General features: G+C 40.7%; 19 protein-coding genes. 10 read left to right on the forward strand and 9 right to left on the reverse strand.

What is annotated here, in order from left to right; translation table 11 throughout:
- Positions 1-60: 60 nt before the first annotated feature.
- The 6 genes from thiC to thiH all read left to right on the forward strand — a co-directional run bounded on the left by thiC (position 61) and on the right by thiH (position 6,577).
- Positions 61-2,079, forward strand: a complete 2,019-nt coding sequence (gene thiC, locus BT797_RS14980; protein ID WP_170860772.1) for a phosphomethylpyrimidine synthase ThiC — start codon at positions 61-63, stop codon at positions 2,077-2,079.
- 7 nt (positions 2,080-2,086) lie between these two features.
- Positions 2,087-3,550: a thiamine phosphate synthase gene (gene thiE / locus BT797_RS14985; RefSeq protein ID WP_045108705.1), complete on the forward strand. Its 1,464-nt coding sequence runs from the start codon at positions 2,087-2,089 to the stop codon at positions 3,548-3,550.
- Between the two features lies 1 nt (position 3,551).
- Positions 3,552-4,322: a HesA/MoeB/ThiF family protein gene (locus tag BT797_RS14990; RefSeq protein ID WP_045108706.1), complete on the forward strand. Its 771-nt coding sequence runs from the start codon at positions 3,552-3,554 to the stop codon at positions 4,320-4,322.
- 102 nt (positions 4,323-4,424) lie between these two features.
- A complete protein-coding gene (thiS, locus tag BT797_RS14995) occupies positions 4,425-4,622 on the forward strand; it encodes a sulfur carrier protein ThiS (protein WP_045108707.1) in 198 nt (65 codons plus the stop codon).
- Positions 4,623-5,432 (forward strand): thiazole synthase, encoded by an 810-nt coding sequence (locus BT797_RS15000; protein ID WP_045108708.1) that lies wholly within the window; start codon positions 4,623-4,625, stop codon positions 5,430-5,432.
- A gap of 23 nt (positions 5,433-5,455) precedes the next feature.
- Complete coding sequence (gene thiH, locus BT797_RS15005; RefSeq protein WP_045108709.1) at positions 5,456-6,577, forward strand: 2-iminoacetate synthase ThiH; 1,122 nt, start codon at positions 5,456-5,458, stop codon at positions 6,575-6,577.
- 60 nt (positions 6,578-6,637) lie between these two features.
- Here the strand turns inward: thiH and BT797_RS15010 are convergent, their stop codons facing one another.
- Positions 6,638-7,564, reverse strand: a complete 927-nt coding sequence (locus tag BT797_RS15010; RefSeq protein WP_045108710.1) for a DMT family transporter — start codon at positions 7,562-7,564, stop codon at positions 6,638-6,640.
- A gap of 465 nt (positions 7,565-8,029) precedes the next feature.
- Between BT797_RS15010 and BT797_RS15015 the strand changes: the two genes are divergently transcribed.
- The 3 genes from BT797_RS15015 to BT797_RS15025 are packed head-to-tail and all read left to right on the forward strand — an operon-like array spanning position 8,030 to position 11,075.
- Positions 8,030-9,037 carry a DctP family TRAP transporter solute-binding subunit gene (locus tag BT797_RS15015; RefSeq protein ID WP_045108711.1) on the forward strand — a complete coding sequence of 336 codons (1,008 nt, stop codon included), beginning with the start codon at positions 8,030-8,032 and terminating at the stop codon, positions 9,035-9,037.
- 52 nt (positions 9,038-9,089) lie between these two features.
- Complete coding sequence (locus tag BT797_RS15020; protein ID WP_045108712.1) at positions 9,090-9,710, forward strand: TRAP transporter small permease; 621 nt, start codon at positions 9,090-9,092, stop codon at positions 9,708-9,710.
- Between the two features lie 3 nt (positions 9,711-9,713).
- On the forward strand, positions 9,714-11,075 hold the full coding sequence (locus BT797_RS15025) for a TRAP transporter large permease (RefSeq protein ID WP_045108713.1): 1,362 nt from the start codon (positions 9,714-9,716) through the stop codon (positions 11,073-11,075).
- 138 nt (positions 11,076-11,213) lie between these two features.
- On the opposite strand, the gene BT797_RS15030 is transcribed toward BT797_RS15025, so the two are convergent.
- Positions 11,214-12,566: a sigma-54-dependent transcriptional regulator gene (locus tag BT797_RS15030; protein WP_045108714.1), complete on the reverse strand. Its 1,353-nt coding sequence runs from the start codon at positions 12,564-12,566 to the stop codon at positions 11,214-11,216.
- Positions 12,567-12,574: 8 nt separating this feature from the next.
- Positions 12,575-14,356: a sensor histidine kinase gene (locus BT797_RS15035; RefSeq protein ID WP_045108715.1), complete on the reverse strand. Its 1,782-nt coding sequence runs from the start codon at positions 14,354-14,356 to the stop codon at positions 12,575-12,577.
- A gap of 201 nt (positions 14,357-14,557) precedes the next feature.
- On the opposite strand from BT797_RS15035, the gene BT797_RS15040 reads away from it, so the two are divergent.
- Complete coding sequence (locus BT797_RS15040; RefSeq protein ID WP_045108716.1) at positions 14,558-15,016, forward strand: Lrp/AsnC family transcriptional regulator; 459 nt, start codon at positions 14,558-14,560, stop codon at positions 15,014-15,016.
- Positions 15,017-15,057: 41 nt separating this feature from the next.
- On the opposite strand, the gene BT797_RS15045 is transcribed toward BT797_RS15040, so the two are convergent.
- The 6 genes from BT797_RS15045 to BT797_RS15070 all read right to left on the reverse strand — a co-directional run bounded on the left by BT797_RS15045 (position 15,058) and on the right by BT797_RS15070 (position 20,238).
- The gene (locus BT797_RS15045) at positions 15,058-15,708 is read right to left on the reverse strand and encodes an SCO family protein (RefSeq protein ID WP_045108717.1); all 651 of its coding nucleotides are present in this window, start codon (positions 15,706-15,708) and stop codon (positions 15,058-15,060) included.
- 20 nt (positions 15,709-15,728) lie between these two features.
- On the reverse strand, positions 15,729-16,238 hold the full coding sequence (locus tag BT797_RS15050) for a copper chaperone PCu(A)C (protein WP_045108718.1): 510 nt from the start codon (positions 16,236-16,238) through the stop codon (positions 15,729-15,731).
- Between the two features lie 14 nt (positions 16,239-16,252).
- Positions 16,253-16,708, reverse strand: a complete 456-nt coding sequence (locus tag BT797_RS15055; protein ID WP_045108719.1) for a hypothetical protein — start codon at positions 16,706-16,708, stop codon at positions 16,253-16,255.
- Between the two features lie 238 nt (positions 16,709-16,946).
- The gene (locus BT797_RS15060) at positions 16,947-17,480 is read right to left on the reverse strand and encodes a dihydrofolate reductase family protein (protein ID WP_045108720.1); all 534 of its coding nucleotides are present in this window, start codon (positions 17,478-17,480) and stop codon (positions 16,947-16,949) included.
- Between the two features lie 26 nt (positions 17,481-17,506).
- Positions 17,507-18,388: a Dyp-type peroxidase gene (locus BT797_RS15065; protein ID WP_075472659.1), complete on the reverse strand. Its 882-nt coding sequence runs from the start codon at positions 18,386-18,388 to the stop codon at positions 17,507-17,509.
- Positions 18,389-18,447: 59 nt separating this feature from the next.
- Positions 18,448-20,238, reverse strand: coding sequence for an aminopeptidase P family protein (locus BT797_RS15070; protein ID WP_045108722.1), 1,791 nt, complete (start codon positions 20,236-20,238; stop codon positions 18,448-18,450).
- Positions 20,239-20,459 lie beyond the last annotated feature (221 nt).

Genomic DNA, 20,459 nt, shown 5'->3' on the forward strand with positions numbered 1-20,459 from the left:
AATATATCTATATCACTACTCTCCATACTCAACGACAAGCAATCATCTTATTAGAAAGGAATGAGTGCTATGTCTACTACCAATATAAATCAAAGCAGTAATACCAAAAAACTAACTCGCCGTGAAAATCGCGAAAATGCACAAGAGTTTATTAATAATCTCAGTTGTGAACCGTTTCCTAATTCAGAAAAATTTCATCTCACAGGTAGTCGTGACAATATTCAAGTGGCGATGCGGAAAATCAATCTGGACGAGACGTTAGTCGCAGGCAGTAAAGACGATCCGGTTTATGAGCAAAATGAATCTATCCCCGTTTACGATACATCGGGTCCCTATACCGATCCGGCTATTGAAATAAACGTACACCAAGGCTTACCAAAATTAAGACAACAATGGATCGCAGAGCGTAACGATATTGAAGCATTAGAGATCGTTACTTCGCACTTTGCCCAGCAGCGTCTTGCTGATGACGGCATTGACCATATCCGCTTTGAGCATTTACCAAAACCATTGAAAGCCATTGATGGTCAAAATGTCACCCAGATGCATTACGCACGTAAAGGGATCATTACTCCAGAAATGGAATACATCGCGATCCGTGAAAACATGGGACGTGAGTTGATCCATAACGAGCTGTTATTAAAACAACATGCCGGCAATGATTTTGGTGCCAGTATTCCGGAAAAAATCACAGGTGAATTTGTCCGTGATGAAGTAGCGCGTGGTCGTGCGATCATCCCTGCCAACATCAATCATCCAGAATCTGAGCCGATGATCATCGGTCGTAACTTTCTTGTAAAAGTAAACGCCAACATTGGTAATTCGTCAGTCACATCATCGATTGAAGAAGAAGTCGAGAAGCTAGTATGGGCGACACGCTGGGGTGCTGACACGGTAATGGACTTATCCACAGGCCGTAATATTCATGAAACGCGTGAGTGGATCCTCCGTAATTCACCTGTGCCGATTGGTACTGTGCCGATCTATCAGGCTCTAGAGAAGGTAAATGGGATCGCCGAGGATCTTACTTGGGAAGTATTCCGCGATACCTTGATCGAACAAGCTGAGCAAGGTGTTGACTACTTTACTATTCATGCTGGCGTATTGCTTCGATATGTACCAATGACGGCAAAACGTCTTACCGGGATCGTGTCGCGTGGTGGCTCGATTATGGCGAAATGGTGTTTGACGCATCATAAAGAAAACTTTGCTTATGACCATTTCGAAGAAATCTGTGCGATTTGTAAAGCTTATGATGTATCTCTGTCATTAGGTGATGGCATGCGTCCAGGTTGTGCGGCTGATGCGAATGATGAAGCCCAATTTGCTGAATTAGAAACCTTAGGTGAGTTAACGAAGGTCGCGTGGGAACAAGACGTACAAGTTATTATCGAAGGCCCAGGTCATATCCCAATGCACATGATTAAAGAGAATGTTGAAAAGCAGCTCGATATTTGTCATGAAGCGCCTTTTTATACCTTAGGTCCACTGACAACCGATATCTCACCGGGCTACGATCACTTTACGTCGGGTATTGGTGCTGCGCAAATCGGTTGGTACGGTTGTGCAATGTTGTGTTATGTGACACCCAAAGAACATTTAGGCCTACCGAATAAAGAAGACGTTAAGCAAGGTATGATCACTTATAAGATCTCTGCGCATGCGGCTGATTTAGCGAAAGGTTTCCCGGGTGCTCAAATCCGTGACAATGCGATGTCGAAAGCGCGTTTTGAATTCCGTTGGAATGATCAATTTAACCTAGCATTAGACCCTGATACTGCACGTGCTTATCACGATGAAAATATCCCTCAAGAATCCGGTAAAGTTGCGCATTTTTGCTCTATGTGTGGACCAAAATTTTGTTCAATGAAGATCTCACAAGATGTCCGTGATTACACTGCCGAGCAAGAAAAAATCAGTATTCAATTACTCGATGAAGTAGTTGTGATTGATGCCGAAGCTGGGATGACGCAGATGTCTGAAGAATTTAAAAAGCACGGTGCCGAATTATATCTACCACCAACACATGATGCGGTAAATGGTCGTGTGACTGAATCTACAATTGAGAAAGTGGAATAATTATTTAATGACTCAAGCCATTATTTGGACTATCGCGAGCTTTGCTGCTCGCGATAATGTTGCGACTAAAACTGATATTAATGCGATTAATGCGTTGGGTGGACGTGGTTATCATGTAACGACGACACTATTATCTGATGCGGATTTTTCTGCTGAGTTAGCGATATTGACTGCCGCACCGGTAGCGTCTGCCATTAAAGTAGGTGTGATAGCTTCAACCTCACATGTAGAGATCTTAGCTGATTTTTTACAGGGCTATAAGCAAAAACATCCAGAACTCACTGTTATCTATGAGCCGTTATCAATTTCATTATCTGATATGGCAAAGATTGAATCAGCAGGAAACGTGCTAATAAATGTGATTAAAATACGCTTATTACCAATCGTGGATGTATTGATCTTACCGCAAGAGCAAGGCGGAACAGATGTTGCCATGTTATTTGCTGCGACGAAACAAGCGATCAACTCACTACTGAACCTCGGTGTAAAAAGTGTTTGTGCGAAAGCGATTGCTGTTAATAATAAGCAGCAATCTATCGTCCTCGATGTTTATATTGATGGACAACGTGAAATCTTATTATCGTCACCAAACGTGACATTAACGCCATCAAGTAAAGATGAAAACAGTGGCGTTTTTTCTTCAGCGTTGGCAACTGTGATAGCCCAAGATTATCCGGTAGATGATGCATTAGTGGTAGCCAGAGCCTACTTGAACCAAACTTCTGATGGTTGGCCTACAGATCGCAGTGACTTCCCACAGGTCGTCTTACCGAATACGGAATTAGGCGATCAGCTTGGCTTAGTTCTGCAAATGCAATTAGCTTATGATTTTGCACCTTGTGATACCAATCGCCTTGGGCTATATCCGGTTGTGGATACGATCGAATGGTTAGATAAAGTGTTACAACAAGGGGTTAAAACCCTGCAATTACGTATTAAAGATAAAGCCCCTTCCGAAGTTGTTGATGATATTAAAGCTGCTGTGGCATTAGGCCGGCAATACAAAGCGCGTTTATTTATCAATGATTATTGGCAATTAGCGATTGAGCATGGTGCTTATGGTGTACATTTAGGTCAAGAAGATATGCTTACTGCAGATTTTGTTGCGATAAAAAAAGCGGGTTTAAAACTGGGTTTAAGCACACATGGTTATTATGAAATATTACGTGCACATCAAATAAAACCGAGTTATATCGCCCTTGGCCATATCTATCCGACAGTCACTAAAGACATGCCTTCAAAGCCACAAGGATTAAAGCGTTTACAGCGTTATGCTGATTTAATGCAAGATTATCCCTTGGTCGCTATCGGCGGTATTAGCATAGCTAGAGCGCCACAAGTGGCTGCGACAGGTGTGGGTAGTGTCGCTGTCGTCACGGCGATAACTCGTGCTGACGATTATAAACAAGCCATTGCCGACTTACTGGCGATCGCTGAACCGCAATCATCCTTAACCTGTGTGAGTCCTTAATATGACCGGATTAAGTGATCAGGAATATATGCGTTATAGCGCGCACTTACTGCTTAGTGATATCGGTGAGCAGGGACAATTAGCACTGCGTAATGCCAACGTATTGATTGTCGGTGTAGGTGGCCTTGGTGCACCTGTTGCTCTGTATTTAGCTTCTGCGGGTGTTGGTCATTTATATTTAGCGGATGATGATTATGTTGAGCTAAGTAATCTACAACGGCAGGTTATTTTCACTCAACAGCAGTTAAAGCAGACTAAGGTTAGCGCGGCAAAAACCTCGTTAGGACAGCTTAATCCACATATAAGTGTCACGGCAATCGCACAACGAGTAACCCTCGATAGTGCGAATAATCAAATGGCAGATATGCTTTCCCAAATTGATTTGGTCATTGATTGCAGCGATAACATGCTGACTAGGCAAGCAATAAATAAGATCTGTGTAACCCAAAAACTACCGTTAATAGTGGGCGCTGGTATTCGTATGGAAGGGCAGCTGATCTCGTTTAACGCACAGCAAACTGATTCGGCGTGTTATCACTGCTTATATCCTTTTGAAGAAACTGCAGAAACGAATAGTTGCAGTACCTCGGGAGTACTTGGCCCCTTGGTTGGTGTTATTGGTTCTTTGCAAGCATTGGAAGCGATTAAATATTTAACTGGCATGCAGGTGTCGTCACTAAATAGGTTAATGCGTTTTGATGGTAAAACCTTGCAATGGCAGTATCTCTCTGTCACTAGAAATCCTGACTGTTCTGTGTGTGCAGGTCGCTAATACCAATACGAAATATAAGTGCTGAATATAAATAGTAAAACTAAGCAGTTAATTAAATAACCTCATGGCTGAATATTTGGATGTGAGGGAAAGGAAGAGAAGATGAAATTAATCATTAACGATGAAATAAAGAACCTAGCCGTGACGACGATAACGTCATTACTGGTCACATTGGAACAGCCTGAAAAAGGCATCGCAGTGGCGGTTAACCAAGCTGTTATTACGCGTCATAATTGGGATGATTTTCAACTTTCAGAAAATGATCAAGTGACTTTATTTCAAGCCATTGCAGGAGGCTAAATGTCAGTAACAACGCTACAACCAACATTTATATTACCCAGTGATGAGCTTGTCATTGCCGATAAAACCTTTTCATCACGGTTATTTACCGGTACGGGGAAATTTAGCGATCAAAAAATAATGGCTGCTGCCTTGATTGCATCTCAATCCCAGTTAGTGACTATGGCATTAAAACGCATTGATTTAGCTAATCAAGATGACGATATTCTTAAGCCTTTGATTGCAGCTGGCATGAACTTATTACCCAATACGTCTGGTGCGCGTGATGCCAAAGAAGCGGTATATGCTGCGCAATTAGCACGTGAAGCATTGCAAACCAATTGGATTAAATTAGAAATTCATCCTGACCCTAAATACTTACTACCTGATCCAATTGAAACCTTAAAGGCCACTGAACAATTAGCGCGTGATGGTTTTCATGTGTTGCCATACATTCATGCCGATCCGGTATTGTGTAAACGTTTGGAAGCCGTGGGTACTACTGCAGTTATGCCGTTAGGTGCACCTATTGGTTCAAACAAAGGTATTCGTACTGCGGAGTTCTTAGAGATTATTATTGATCAATCGACAGTGCCTGTAATTGTTGATGCTGGTATTGGTGCGCCATCACATGCGGCGTTAGCCATGGAGATGGGCGCGGATGCAGTACTTGTTAATACCGCTATTGCGGTGGCTAAAGATCCTGTGGCAATGAGTCAAGCATTTGCGTTAGCCGTGCAAGCAGGTCGCCAAGCTTATTTAGCTGGGTTAGGTAGCCAAGCACAAACTGCAGTTGCTTCCAGTCCATTAACCGCATTTTTAGATCTGTAATAACGCCAACTTAAGGTATAAACATGAGTTTTTACGAGCAGTTACAAAAATTAGATTGGGATGATATTCGCTTATCGATTTATGCCAAAACGGCGGCGGATGTTGAGCGTGCATTAACGAAAGAGCGACTCGATTTGGATGACTTTCAAGCCTTAATTTCACCTGCGGCAGAACCTTATTTAGAGCAGATGGCACAGCGTAGTGTACAGTTAACACGACAACGTTTTGGTAATACTATCCAATTCTATGTGCCGTTATACCTTTCTAATATGTGCTCTAATATTTGTACCTATTGTGGTTTCTCGATGCATAACAAAATTCGTCGTACCACGCTGGATATGAAGCAGTTAAACAGTGAAGCGCGAGCGATTAAAAAAATGGGTTTTGATCATTTGTTATTAGTGGCAGGTGAATCGGAGCGTAAAGTGGGGATGCCGTATTTCCGTCAGGTATTTAATGAATTGAAATCGCAGTTCTCGCATTTATCCTTGGAAGTGCAGCCGCTAGAACAAGCCGATTATGAAGAACTAAAAGAATTGGGGTTAGATTCAGTATTAGTGTATCAAGAAACCTATCATCCCCGGACGTATGCCGAGCACCATATCAAAGGTAAGAAGTCTGATTTTAAATATCGAATTGAAACCCCAGACAGGTTAGGCAAAGCTGGTATTCATAAAATGGGGCTAGGTGCATTAATTGGCTTAGATGAATGGCGTACCGACTGTTTTCATGTTGCTGCGCATTTAGATTATTTGCAAAAATGTTATTGGCAAACCAAGTATTCAATTTCTTTCCCACGTTTAAGACCCTGTGAAGGTGCATTTCAGCCGAAGTCGATTATGAATGATCGCCAATTAGTACAGTTGATTTGTGCTTATAGATTGTTTAATCCGGATGTGGAATTATCGTTATCGACGCGAGAGTCCGAGTATTTTCGTGACAATGTTATTCCATTAGGGATCACCAGTATTAGTGCGGGTTCGAAAACCCAACCCGGTGGTTATTCTGACGATACAGAGAAAGCCTTAGAACAGTTTGAAATAGATGATGATCGTTCACCGACGGAAATGGCAGAGTTAGTCAAAACGATGGGCTTAGAAGTGGTTTGGAAAGATTGGGATAGGTCGTTAACGGCACTAAAATAATGCAGACAGGCTGCTATCGCATAACGCGAACGCAGCCTATATTATAAAACCTGTTATGAATTATGACGATCTCTCTACTTTAGAGGCAGTTCTTGTGAAACGTTTACTGATTAATTCAATCGGTAATTTACACAGTAAAACACCTGCAGTTAGCATTACCATCATGAGTAATGATTCGTGGCTAATTGTTTTGCCGTTGATTGTACTGTCCAAACCAAGCGCGATAACGGGGAACACAAGGAAACAGATTGATGCTTGAAACGGACTTGCCACTTTATTTAACTGGAAGTAAGCCATGATGCCGCCAATACCAGCAATAACACCAAGGTAAATAACAGATAACCAAGATGTTAATGTGAATGTGCTAAAGTCGGGTTGCTCTGTGAATGCACCAACAGTCAATAATAATACTGCAGCAACAAGACATGGTAGTGCATTATAAGTCAGTACGTGAATACCCTGACAACGCGTTTGTACACTGGTATAAATTGTCGCGTGCATTAATACGGCTAACACTAATGCGCCAACACCTATTAGGCTACCATTTGCACTCACGCCCATCTCATTACTAATAATTGTAATTAAACTGAACAAAGCAATTGCAAGGCCTGCTACTTGGTGGATGTGTACTTTTTGGCGGTGTACTAATACGGCGAACGCCAATACAACAACCGGCATAGTGGCAAAAATAATAGACGCCAAGCCTGACGAAATATATTGCTCACCAAAAATCATTAAGGTAAATGGCGCTGCAAAATAAAACACGCTGATTAACGCAAATTCAAGATTTTTACCTTTTGGGAACATCAGCGGGATATTGAGTTTGCGAGCAGCTAAAATTAATAGCGGTGCAGCTAGTGCAAAGCGTAATCCAGTTGCAGTGATCGGTGGAATTGAATGAACTGCAATTTCCATAGCCATCCAGGTTGTACCCCAGATCAAACATACAGATGCAAATAATAATGTGGCGACGAGTTTTGTATTCATAAGGCTATCTCTATATTAGTGCTGGAATATTTAATACGATAATTTTATGCTTTTTACTGAGAAAGATGTTTTCCTATTTTCTTTATAAATAGTATTTTAAAGCCAATAAATACTCCAAAAGTTATTATTTGGAGTATTTATTTGTTTTTCATTGTGATTGGTCGCTGTATTTATAGTGCAATATTGTTTTTATTAGAATAAATTTCTGGATGGGGTTATTAAGCTCCGAGGTATTCTTTATCTTATCACTCGATTGGTGGTATTCACCCCAATCCCACTTTTATCATGGGTGACTCTCCACCCATTATAAAAGTGTACTAAGAAACATTATAATCTAAGCTTTTGTTATTATTGTTTTTTATCATTACATGCAATTGTGGCTCAATGGTTGCTATATGGTTATCGTACTGTTAATTAAGTTGATTTCATCTTGATTGACAACGTTATAATTATATGGAGATTATTATGTTTAAATACGCAACGGCAATATCGATAGTACTGGCTAGCATGAGCTCGTTTACGGCTCAAGCCTCTTCAGGTGCCTGTGACCCTGGTGAAATCGTGATTAAATTTAGTCATGTGACGAATACTAGCAAGCATCCTAAGGGCATTGCCGCTTCATTACTGGAAGAGCGAGTAAATAAAGAGATGAACGGTAAAGCTTGTATGCAAGTTTTCCCTAACTCAACACTTTATGATGATAATAAAGTACTTGAAGCCTTGTTAAATGGTGATGTGCAATTAGCCGCACCATCTCTGTCTAAGTTTGAAAAAATCACCAAAAAATTCCGTATTTTTGATCTTCCTTTTCTCTTTGATGACATTACTGCCGTCGATCGTTTCCAGAACTCTGAATCCGGTGAAAAGTTGAAAAACTCAATGCGTCGCCGTGGTTTACAGGGCTTGGCATTTTGGCATAACGGCATGAAGCAAATGTCTGCTAACCGTCCGCTTATTTACCCTGAAGATGCACAAGGTTTGAAATTCCGCGTGCAAGCGTCTGATGTACTTGTTGCACAGTTTGAGCAACTGGGCGCTAACCCACAAAAAATGTCGTTTAAAGAAGTTTACGGCGGCCTACAAACCAAAGTTATTGATGGTCAGGAGAATACTTGGTCGAATACTTATGGTAAAAAATTCTTCGAAGTTCAAGACGGTGTAACTGAAACTAACCACGGTATTCTTGATTACCTACTTGTCACATCAAATCGTTGGTGGGCTAAATTACCGAACGATGTGAAAGTGCAACTGCGTCAAATTATCGTTGAAGTGTCTGCAACGCGTAATGCCGAATCAACACGTATTAACAATGAAAATAAAAATAATATTATAGCGGCTGGTGGTGTTGTTCGTACATTAACACCAGAACAACGCGAAGCTTGGGTGGCTAAGCTACAACCTGTTTGGTCTAAGTTCGAGAAAGATATTGGCAGTGACTTAATTCAGAAAGCATTAGCGTCGAATAAATCATAATATCGTGCGGCATAAGTGACTTATGCCGCGTTAAGCTAATAAGGGAACCAGTATGAATAATGGATTATGGGAACGCTTAGGGCGTTTATCCGATAGCCTCGAAGAATTAAATATAGCCATGTCACTTGGTGTGATGACCTTGCTTACGTTTGCCAATGTTGTGTTTCGGTATTTGTTTAATGGCAATATTTTATGGGCGTTAGAATTAACCGTATTTTTATTTGCTTGGCTAGTGTTAGTGGGTGCATCGTACGGCGTAAAAAAACATTCTCATATCGGTGTTGATATTCTAATTAACATGGCACCAGTTAAACTACGTAAACTTTATGCTGTTATGGCGGTAAGTTTGTGCTTACTTTTCTCTGTGTTGTTATTGATCGGCTCGTGGAATTATTGGTATCCGTTTATTACTGATCAAGCTTGGTATGAAACAGATGACATTCCGATGCCGGAGTTCTTACAGTTTCTTGCTGATTGGCTTAATGAAGGTGAACAGTATGAAAAATTACCTCGTTTTATTCCTTATTTTTCCCTACCGTTGGGAACTGCATTGCTGACATTTAGGTTTTCACAACTGCTTTGGCAAGTACTTACTAATAAAATAGACCGCGTGATCGCAAGTCACGAAGCTGAAGACGCGTTGGCGGTATTAGAAGAAGATAACAAGGATTAAGTTATGGTTTTAGTTATATTGTTATTGATGATCATCGGTTTCATGATGTTCGGCGTACCGATTGCTGTGTCACTTGGTTTATCGAGTATCCTATTCTTACTTGTTAATTCAGATGCGAGTTTAGCATCCGTTGCACAAACGTTATTTAATGCATTTGCTGGGCATTACACGTTATTGGCGATTCCATTTTTTATCTTGGCATCAACCTTTATGTCGACGGGTGGTGTTGCCCAACGAATAATTCGTTTTGCAATTGCTATCGTGGGTTGGTTCCCAGGCGGTTTAGCGATTGCTTCGGTGGTTGCGTGTATGATGTTTGCCGCGCTATCTGGCTCATCTCCTGCAACCGTTGTCGCTATCGGTAGTTTAGTTATCGCAGGTATGGTGAAAAATGGCTATAGCAAAGAATTCGCTGCTGGGGTTATTTGTAATGCTGGTACGCTTGGGATATTGATCCCGCCTTCTATCGTAATGGTTGTGTATGCTGCAGCAACGGATGTGTCCGTTGGTCGCATGTTTCTCGCTGGGGTTGTACCGGGAATGTTAGCGGGACTAATGCTTATTATCGCTATTTTTATTACAGCCAAAGTTAAAAAACTACCTGCTCAACCGTTTGTTGGTTGGAGTGAGATCTTTCGTTCTGCGAAGGATGCATCATGGGGATTGATGTTAATTGTCATTATTCTCGGCGGTATTTATGGTGGTATTTTTACGCCGACAGAAGCGGCTGCGGTTGCTGCTGTGTATGCGTTCTTCATTGCCAATTTTGTGTATAAAGATATGGGACCTTTTGCAGACAAGAAAAACCATAAATCGGCGATTATTAAATCATTCCAAGTTTTGTGCCATGCGGATACTAAAAAAAGTTTATTTGATGCTGGTAAAATGACGATCATGTTATTGTTCATTGTGGCTAACGCATTAATTTTAAAACATGTGTTAACAGAAGAGCGTATTCCACAAATGATTACGGAAGTGATGTTAAGTGCAGGCCTTGGACCCATTGCATTTTTGATTGTGGTAAACGTATTACTTTTGATTGGTGGTCAGTTTATGGAGCCATCGGGTTTGTTAATTATTGTTGCACCTTTGGTATTTCCGATTGCTTTGGAACTCGGGATTGACCCTATTCATCTTGGTATTATTATGGTGGTTAATATGGAAATTGGTATGATCACTCCCCCCGTAGGATTGAACTTGTTTGTCACCTCTGGCGTTGCAAATATGTCGATGTTGCAAGTGGTGAAAGCGGTTATGCCGTGGGTAGCATTGATGTTGGTATTCTTAATTATCGTCACGTATGTGCCTTGGGTATCAACGTGGTTACCAACCTTGATGATGGGACCTGAACTGATTATTCACTAAAGGGTTAAGTTCATGCTACCGCTTAGATAAGTAAGCGCTGAGATGGTATATACACTGACATAATATCCGTTCTAAGGTAATTATAAAATGGCCAGCAAATGCTGGCTATTTTAATTATGATATTTACTTAACTGATTGTTATTTAATAGGTAGATCTTTGAAGTCATGTTTATCAATTTGATGCTTCTGCATTTTGTCATATAAGGTTTTACGCGCTAAATTGAGTAGATGCATGGTGTCTTTAATACTGCCATTACAGCTTGTCAGCGCTTGTTCAATAAGGATCTTTTCGAAAGTTTCTACTTGCTCAGATAAATTTTGAGTCAGTGTGGGTTGTGCTTCGTTGACTGAACTTAGTCCTGTTAGTTTTCCCAGCAATATATAACGCTCTGCAGCGTTCCTTAACTCTCGCACATTACCAGGCCAGTCATGAGCAAGCAGAGTTTGAACATCCTGAAGCGGTAATGCTGGTGCCGCTTTACTATATCGGGCGGCAGAGACCAATAAAAAATGATGGAAAAGGCTTTGAATATCATCGAAGCGTTGGCGCAGGGGCGGTAAGTTTAAGGTTACTATATTAAGGCGATAATACAGGTCTTGGCGAAATGTACCGGCGTTGGCGGCTTGTGTAAGGTCTACTTTGGTCGCAGCAATAATACGAATATCCAGCGGGATCTCTTTATTTGAACCAATACGTTCGAGAGTACGCTCTTGTAAAATTCGTAATAATTTTATTTGTGCCGGCATGGGCATTGACTCGATTTCATCGAGGAATAAGGTGCCACCTTGGGCATATTCAAACTTACCTATACGTCGCTCTGATGCGCCAGAAAACGCGCCTTTTTCATGCCCAAATAATTCACTTTCGATGAGGTTTTCGGGTACTGCGCCGCAGTTTATAGCGACGAAATTATGTGTACGACGACTACTTTGCTCATGCAGCGAACGTGCAACTAACTCTTTACCTGTACCTGTTTCACCAAATAGTAAAATATCGGCTGGGGTATCGGCAATGTGGCTAATCATTTCACGTAATTCAACAATCGCTGTAGTGGTGCCTATGATTCGAGGGCCAAGCGTTTCTTTTGCTTGTAAGGCTTTTTTTAAGGTTCTGTTTTCTTCGGTTAATATCCGTTTTTCCATGGCACGTTTTACTGATTCAGTAAGTCGTACTGACGCAAAGGGTTTTTCAATAAAATCATAAGCCCCATCGTGCATGGCTTGTACCGCAAGCGAGATGTCACCGTGACCAGTGATCAAAATAACAGGTAAGCTAGGATCTTGCTGCCTGAGCTGTAGCAGTAATTGATGCCCAGATAAACCGGGTAAGCGAATATCCGTGATCACGACTAAAGGTGTTTTGACGGCTAATTGAGCTAGTGCGGATTCAGCATCGGAAAAACATGTCACATTAATACCAGCAAGCTCTAAGGTCTGCTGATTGGCGATTCGTAAATCTTCTTCATCATCAATAAAAAAAACCTGACTCATTATTTATCCTATGCTTGTTCTATCGTTGTTGCTACGGGTAAATTAAGGCTAAATCGGGCACCTGCATTAGGGCGATTTTCTGCTTCAATGTTACCCTGCATATTACGCATTATTTTATGGGAAATGGATAATCCCAGTCCCAAGCCTGTTTCCTTAGTTGTGAAAAAAGGATCAAATAGTTGCGGTAAATTGGCTGTATTTATCCCCATGCCAGAATCATCAACTTGTACAATTACGTCTTCTTTATTACGGCACAAAGTGATATGAATATGTTTTTCACTGGATTCTTCGACAGCTTGCATGGCATTCGATAATAAATTAACCAGTACTTGTTCTAATTGCACTTGGTCTACATTCACCTGTACATCAATGTTGGCAGTATTCACAGTAATACTCACCTGATTACTTTTTAATTGTGGTTTGACTAACTCTACCGCCATGTTAATAACGCTAAGCAGCGGGACTCGGTGTAATTCACCAGTGGATTTACGGGCAAAAAATTTGAGTTGTGAACTGATTTTAGCCATACGCTCAGTTAAATGAATAATACGTTGGATATTACTTTGGGTTGCTTGATGTTGTTCGCGCTGTAAAAAAACCAACGCATTATCGGCATAACTACGGATAGCTGCAAGTGGGTTATTTAACTCATGGCTAATACTGGCAGATAGCTGACCTAGTACCGCTAACTTGGCCGTTTGGATAAGTTCTTTTTGAGTGTCTCGCAGAGTTTGCTCCATTTTTTGGCGTTCAACTATTTCGTTATTTAGATCTGCGGTTCGCCGTTTAACTTCTTGCTTAAGTTTGAGTTTGGTTTTGATGCGCAGTAGTTCTTTGTCTTTGGCGCGTTGACGTTTATGCATAGATAACTTTAAACGCAGATTGAGCAACCAAAAAACCAATGATAGTAGTACGATACCAATGGAGATATCGATGAAAATAGCGGTTAGTGGCGCGAGTACACGGACCGTCCAGCCTGCTGCTGGCATATATTTACTAAGAGAAAGGTAATTAGTGGTAAACGGTTTATTCGTTGTTAACTGCAACAATGCTTGGTTATCCGCTAGTTGACCGGAAAAATTTAGTGCCGCTATTGTTTTTTCACCATAACGGCGACTATGCTTTATTTGTTGTAATTTTTCGGTACTCAGGGGCGTTAAGCTATGCAGCAACCATGATTGGGTATTAGAGATAAAAATAATATTGTCATCATCCGTTACCATGAAGTGAGCTTGTTTTCTGGTCCACTCTTTTTCTATTTTTGATAGGTCCATTTTAACTACGATAACACCAATAATTTTATTTTTGTTGATAACCGGAGATGAAAAATAATATCCTCTTTGACCAGATGTTGTACCTAAGGCAAAGTAACGGCCTTGTTGTCCGTTAGCAGCTTGCTGAAAGTAAGGACGAAAAGCAAAGTTTTTACCAATGAAGGTTTGTTTATCACGCCAGTTATTTGCAGCGATAGTGGTACCATTTAGATCGATAAGATAAGTATCTGACGCACCAATAGTATTGTTAACATATTTTAAATAACGACTGGTTTTTTCTTTCAGCTGCACATTATTGGTATCTTGTAAGCTAGCCACCACTAATTTTTGATCCCTCAGTAATTTGGGGATAGCATCAAAACGCTGTAATTGGCTTTGTAAGTGAGCAGCAAAAATATCTAATTGTTGATTACTTTGGCTGGCCAATTTAGCGTAACCAGATCGCCAAACCCAGCCTGATAAAATTATCAAGCTGATGAGATAAAAGCCAATTAAAAATTTCCGTGTCGTTAACATTATTATCACCCCTCGGCATACAATAACGTAACATGGTTAAATATCAAATCAATGGCGGCTAGAGTGCGAGCTAGGTACTTATCGCCGTGTCATATTATTTATTCATCGGTATCATATTTATTTACCAAGCTATTTACCAAGGGCTATAGTTGAGACTAGAATGTTTGTAATTGGATTATTAAAGAAAGGATTTACTCCATTATGTTAGATTCGAAGGATAAATTGATTTTAGACATCCTGCAGCGCGATGCATCTTTGTCAGTGGCTGAACTCGCGGATAAGGTAAGCTTAACGGTTTCGCCTTGTTGGAAGCGGCTAAAACGGTTAGAGGATAGCGGTTATATTTTACGTCGTGTGGCATTATTAAATGAGCAGAAGCTCGGCCTCGCACTCACCGCGTTTGTTAATATCAAAACCCAAAATCACAGTGATAGTTGGTTTAAGAAGTTTGTTGTTAGTATCGATGGATTTGCTGAGGTTATTGAGTTTTACCGTATGGCAGGCGAATACGATTACATGATGAAAGTATTAGTGAAAGATATGGCTGCATTTGATGTGTTTTATAAACGATTAGTTAATTGCGTCGATGGATTAACTGATGTTACCTCTTCCTTTGCGATGGAAGGGCTAAAAAATACGACGCAATTACCTATCTCTTAATTTCTATAAGGCATAGGTTCTTAATAACGAGCATTACAGTATTATAATTTAAGCAGGTCTTCAGCTATTTTCTTTGCGCTATGGGGCGGTGCAAATGCCGCTACATATTGTCCTTCTGGATTAACTAAATACAGTCGAGAAGAGTGGTTAATTAAATAACTCTCACGCTGATCTTCTGGTATTGGGCTGCTGTAAGGCACTGAGACATATTGACCATTATTCGCTAAAAACGTTTTTTGATAAATAACGCCAAAACCAGCAACTAGTTTATCAATTTCACTTGTCGCGCCTGTTATCCCCATAAAGTTATCGTTATAAAAATGCGCATAAGTTGTCAGCATTTCATTACTATCTCGCTGTGGATCAACTGAGATAAAGACTACTTGTGGCATGGTTTTACCAGCATCAGTCATGATACTAGCTACATGGTTGAGGTTGTACAGCTCTGTCGGGCAAACGTCTGGGCAGCTGGCATAACCAAAGAAAACCAATGACCATTTACCTTTAAATAGGGCCTTGGTGTATTCTTGATTATCACCGAGTACGAAATCTGGCAAGGTGATTTTCTTAGGTTGTGCGTATGCTGTCGTGAATGTCGGTAAACTTGATTGCTCCATATTATTGGCAACAATAGCGCCGAGCGCACTAAGGCCGATAATACCCGCAGCGATTATAGCCTTAGATTTTTTCATTCGTTGATCCCTTGTCGAAACTAATTATGTTTCATGTTCGAGTGGTCCATTTTGTTATGGTCCACTTTACTGTGATCCATTTTTTTCTTACTGTTATCACGTTTTACAGGCATTTTTGCGTTAATTTTTTCACCGTTTAATAAAGTAAACGATACATTGACCAATTCACCCGGTTCCGCGATCTTACTTGGTTCTAATAACATCACATGATAGCTACCCGGTTTGAATTGAAAAACAGTATTTGCAGGAATAGTTACTTGCTGCTGTTTTTGCATTGTCATCATGCCATCTTTTTTACCTGATAAATGCAGTTCGCTACGGCCAAAACCTTGCGCTTCAACATCTGTGATCACGATCGGTTTATTACTGTGATTCATAACCGTGAAAAAAGCGGCTTGTACTTTTGCTGATGGTGGCGCTGCACGCACCCATGCATCCATGATCATCATGTTAGTTTTTTCTGCCGCAAACGTCGGCGCAGCTGAAAAAATAGCAGTCGCGATAAGTGTGGTTATTATTGATTTTTGCATTTGTTCATCCTGAATTAATGAGTTGTGGTGGTAAATTGAAAAGGGATTAAATAAGGCTGACCAGCTACCGTGATGGTTAAGTCTGCTTGCCATAACATTTCACCTAATATACAGATCGCAAGTGCTGTTTCTGCTTGGTATTTATCTTTCTTTATGGCTTTTAGCGATGTAGGGAATCCCGGCATAATCATGTTCACACCATTAATGGTAATACTGGCATTATCAATGTTAGACCCGTTTAAATTAACGGATAATGGTGTCATTGGTTTTGCATTGAATGGCGTAATAGACAGCGAAATAGTTTGTTCTGGTGTTAACTGCACCTGACATTCTTGCTGATTAACACGACAGTCTTGTTGTAGTGGTAATTGAATGCGATTGAGATCCTGTTGCGGCTGATAGAAAACGTTGAAATAACCGACTGCGGCGATAGAGATAATACTCATACCAGCTGTTAACCATTTAGACATGGAGAAAGACTCTTATACTTAGTATTAGATTCGAAAAAGGGTATTCGCTTTATCATAAAACGATGAATAGCATAATATTACTTTAATTTTTAATATAGATAAACCGCGAATAGAGTAAAACGCAAGTTAGTACTTGTTTTGAATATATTTAAAAGGTAGACGATGGCTGGTCCGTGCTAAGGCGCTGTAGCTAATATATATTAGCTACAGCGCCCGTATTAATGCGGATTCGTATCATTTATTTTTGTTTTTTTATTATTCTATAATGTGTTTGTATCAGTCCTGACGGATAGGATTGAGAGGATAATAGCGTCACTCCCAGTTCTGGCAGAGGCGCATTAAATAAACGTATACCATTACCGAGTAAAATAGGTATGGTAGATAAAATTAATTCATCAACTAAATCTAGCCGTAATAAAGAATCGGCCAAGTTAGCACCACCAAGTAACCAAATATTACCTTCAGCACTGACTTTTAATTGTTTGATCGTTGCTGCCGGATCGGTAATAAAGGTGACACTATCATTCGGGGTAATATCGGGTGAGTGAGAGGCGACAAAGCATTGCTTATCAGCATAAGGCCAATCGGCAAAATCTTTAATCACCTGAAAAGAACTGTTCCCCATGATCACGGCACTGACACCATCGAAAAATTGTTGATAGCCGTAATCTTCACCTTTTACTTCTACATGTGAGAGCCATGAGATGTCATGGTCCATTTTGGCTATGTAACCATCAAGGCTAGTTGCTATATATAAAATAACGTTCGACATAATCATCGCTCCCGGTTGAATGCAAATTAATTCATTAATCTATCTAGCTCTGTTTGAGAAGGGGCAAACCAATATGATCCTGTTACAGCATCTGAATAATCAATTAATCTGTCTGTGACTCCGTCAGGTATTCCATACATACGTTGTAGCTGAGTCGTAAAGCGTAATTGTTCACATGCGAATGCTAAAAAGTATAGTCCGTGTTCGGATGCGTTACCATAAGGTGAACTACGACGATATATTTTCATACCTGATACATCAGTGCGGCTAACGTGCGAATTGGCTGGCATAGCATCGCCAGATAACTCGATATCGTCTTCTTTAGTACGACCTACAACCGCTTCTTGCTCCGGTACTGGCATCGCATTGAAACTACTTAAATCGTGAACCCATTTTTGTGATAACACAAAGCTACCGCCTGCTCCTGGTTGTCCTGTTGGGATCAACGAAGCTAGTTGGCGCGCGTCTTCTTTTGGATTAGCAGTGCCGTCAACAAAACCAATGAGATCACGATTTTTATGGTATTGGAAACCGGAAATATCCAGTTGGGTATCGGCAATTTTACTTAGCGCCGATTGGATATGAAATGCTTGCTCTAAGGTATGGCTAGCGTTGTCGCTGTGGATCCAAAACATTATATCACCTTGGTTCGCGATGGCTTTCTTGCCGTGCGGACTCGCTATCTCGGTAAAATCGTCAAATGCAGTTAGTTGTAAATCAGGTAATAGTGTATTCGTGGCACTACGACCAAAGGCAATCACGATGTTAATGTCATTTGTTTGTTTACATAATGCTGTTTGCAGTGCACTTTGGATATTGGCTAAGTAAACATTGTCTTTCAATTTGTATTCTAAATGATGATAGCTTTGGCTTCGTTCGTTAAAAATAGCGTTCTGTGGTTGGGTCATGCCAACTCCTTTTAATGCATAACCAATCTAATCGTTTAGATTGGTTACATAATAATTAATTAAATAGCGTGTGTAGCCTGAGATAGCCACTGTAAATCGGAACCGGTTAACAATGGTGATAATGCGTCATGTACTTGGGCATGATAAGCATTGATCCAGTTTACTTCGTCTTGTGAGAGCAGTTGTTGATCTATCAGGTGCAAATCAAAAGGAACCAGTGTTAATGTTTCGAATTCGTAGAATGTCTTGCCATCATGGCCGTTATCTTTAGCAACGACATAAATTAGATTCTCACAACGGATACCGTATTCATCTTGTTTGTAGTAACCCGGCTCATTGGATACCACCATACCTGGTTCTAATGCTACGCCGTTAGCGTTTTTACCAATACGATGTGGACCTTCGTGTACATTTAAGAAACAACCTACACCATGCCCTGTACCGTGGTCATAATCATAACCTTGTTGCCATAAAAACTGACGCGCAAGTGAATCTAATTGACCACCGTTAGTGCCTGCTGGGAACTTCATTTTAGCCAGTGCGATATGACCTTTTAATACGAGCGTGAACATTTTTTTGTGTTCAGCACTTGGTGTACCAATCGCAACGGTACGAGTAATATCGGTTGTGCCATCAAGATATTGTGCACCTGAGTCAACTAAGTAAATGCTGTCCATTGGTAATTGCGCTGGAACACCATTGTTATGATTGTAGTGGCACATTGCGGCATTAGCACCTGCAGCCGAAATAGTGTCAAAACTGAGTTCGACATAATGCTCATTGGTTGCGCGGAAAGCAGTGAGTTTGTCAGACAGATATGCTTCATCATGCAAACGGTCCGCAGCAACTTCTGTTTCTAGCCAATGAAGGAAGCGCACTTCTGAAGCGCCGTCACGAATATGTGAAGCACGCATTCCTGCAAGTTCAATGGCATTTTTACACGCTTTAGGTAGTGCGACAGGGTCATTACCAGCAATGAGAGTCGCACCAGCTTGTTGTGCGGTTAGTTGGCTGAATGCATTTGATGCTTCAGGATCTGCTAATACATGTAATTGCTGTTCTCCAAGCGCTTGGTAAGTTGCAGTCGCCTGTAATTCATCAACAATCTCAACACCTGTGCCAACGTGTTCGTGAAAACCTGTAGGGATCTTCGCTGGATTGGTGAAGAATGTCATTGAACCATCTTTACGTAATACCGCACTGCCTAAGATAACGCAGAAGCAATGAATGTCTTTACCACGGATATTCAATAACCAAGCAATAGAATCTAACGCGCTGATAATAACGGCATCAGCACCTTGCTTCGCAATATCGCCACCAATCTGTTGGCGTTTTTCTAAACTTGATTGGCCAGTGTATTTCTCATCGAGTAACAGGCCTAAATATTCTGTTGGTGTCGGTCTATCTGACCAGCTTAAATCAATAGGATTCTCATCGACTGCAACTAAGTTTATTTGTTTATCTGCTAAGGTTTTTTTACTGGCTTTATGCCAATTTAAATTATGTACTTTGGCGTCATAACCGACATTTGCATTAGCGGGTAATTGTTCACTTAACCAAGCAGCATGCGGTGTTTCGATAAGGTGGTAAAACTCAAAGCAATCGCCATCCACTTGCTGCTTAACCTGGATCGTATAACGACCATCGGTAAAAATGGCGGCGCGATCTTTTAAGATTATTACCGTGCCTGCAGAGCCGGTAAAGTCACTGCACCATAATAGACGTTCATTATGTGCTGGTACGTATTCGCCAAGGTATTCATCTGCGCGGGGAATGATAAATGCGTCTAAGTTTGCTGCATTCATATGTGCGCGTATTGCTGCTAATTTCTGTTTTATTGCTTGAGGCATCTTGCTGTCCGGTTCGTCATGTTACCTGACGCACTACTCTGCGTTTTATAGGTTCATGTTCTGGTTATAGAAAGAGGTAATATTGAAACATTAACCTGTTAGGCTTCAGATATGCAAGAGGAGGTAATGGGGATTGTGATACTTTCAGTAATTAAACCGCTATTAAGTCATTATTAGGGTTTAATTTAACTCAGCTGGTGGCTGATTTTATTTATCATCCA

The organism is Moritella viscosa, from assembly GCF_900120065.1.
GTDB classification, from domain to species: Bacteria; Pseudomonadota; Gammaproteobacteria; order Enterobacterales; family Moritellaceae; genus Moritella; species Moritella viscosa.

Bases quoted from the DNA above. Each gene is read 5' to 3' on its own strand.
- thiC (WP_170860772.1), top strand. From the start codon at position 61: ATGAGTGCTATGTCTACTACCAATATAAATCAAAGCAGTAATACCAAA.
- thiE (WP_045108705.1), top strand. From the start codon at position 2,087: ATGACTCAAGCCATTATTTGGACTATCGCGAGCTTTGCTGCTCGCGAT.
- BT797_RS14990 (WP_045108706.1), top strand. From the start codon at position 3,552: ATGACCGGATTAAGTGATCAGGAATATATGCGTTATAGCGCGCACTTA.
- thiS (WP_045108707.1), top strand. From the start codon at position 4,425: ATGAAATTAATCATTAACGATGAAATAAAGAACCTAGCCGTGACGACG.
- BT797_RS15000 (WP_045108708.1), top strand. From the start codon at position 4,623: ATGTCAGTAACAACGCTACAACCAACATTTATATTACCCAGTGATGAG.
- thiH (WP_045108709.1), top strand. From the start codon at position 5,456: ATGAGTTTTTACGAGCAGTTACAAAAATTAGATTGGGATGATATTCGC.
- BT797_RS15010 (WP_045108710.1), bottom strand. From the start codon at position 7,564: ATGAATACAAAACTCGTCGCCACATTATTATTTGCATCTGTATGTTTG.
- BT797_RS15015 (WP_045108711.1), top strand. From the start codon at position 8,030: ATGTTTAAATACGCAACGGCAATATCGATAGTACTGGCTAGCATGAGC.
- BT797_RS15020 (WP_045108712.1), top strand. From the start codon at position 9,090: ATGAATAATGGATTATGGGAACGCTTAGGGCGTTTATCCGATAGCCTC.
- BT797_RS15025 (WP_045108713.1), top strand. From the start codon at position 9,714: ATGGTTTTAGTTATATTGTTATTGATGATCATCGGTTTCATGATGTTC.
- BT797_RS15030 (WP_045108714.1), bottom strand. From the start codon at position 12,566: ATGAGTCAGGTTTTTTTTATTGATGATGAAGAAGATTTACGAATCGCC.
- BT797_RS15035 (WP_045108715.1), bottom strand. From the start codon at position 14,356: ATGTTAACGACACGGAAATTTTTAATTGGCTTTTATCTCATCAGCTTG.
- BT797_RS15040 (WP_045108716.1), top strand. From the start codon at position 14,558: ATGTTAGATTCGAAGGATAAATTGATTTTAGACATCCTGCAGCGCGAT.
- BT797_RS15045 (WP_045108717.1), bottom strand. From the start codon at position 15,708: ATGAAAAAATCTAAGGCTATAATCGCTGCGGGTATTATCGGCCTTAGT.
- BT797_RS15050 (WP_045108718.1), bottom strand. From the start codon at position 16,238: ATGCAAAAATCAATAATAACCACACTTATCGCGACTGCTATTTTTTCA.
- BT797_RS15055 (WP_045108719.1), bottom strand. From the start codon at position 16,708: ATGTCTAAATGGTTAACAGCTGGTATGAGTATTATCTCTATCGCCGCA.
- BT797_RS15060 (WP_045108720.1), bottom strand. From the start codon at position 17,480: ATGTCGAACGTTATTTTATATATAGCAACTAGCCTTGATGGTTACATA.
- BT797_RS15065 (WP_075472659.1), bottom strand. From the start codon at position 18,388: ATGACCCAACCACAGAACGCTATTTTTAACGAACGAAGCCAAAGCTAT.
- BT797_RS15070 (WP_045108722.1), bottom strand. From the start codon at position 20,238: ATGCCTCAAGCAATAAAACAGAAATTAGCAGCAATACGCGCACATATG.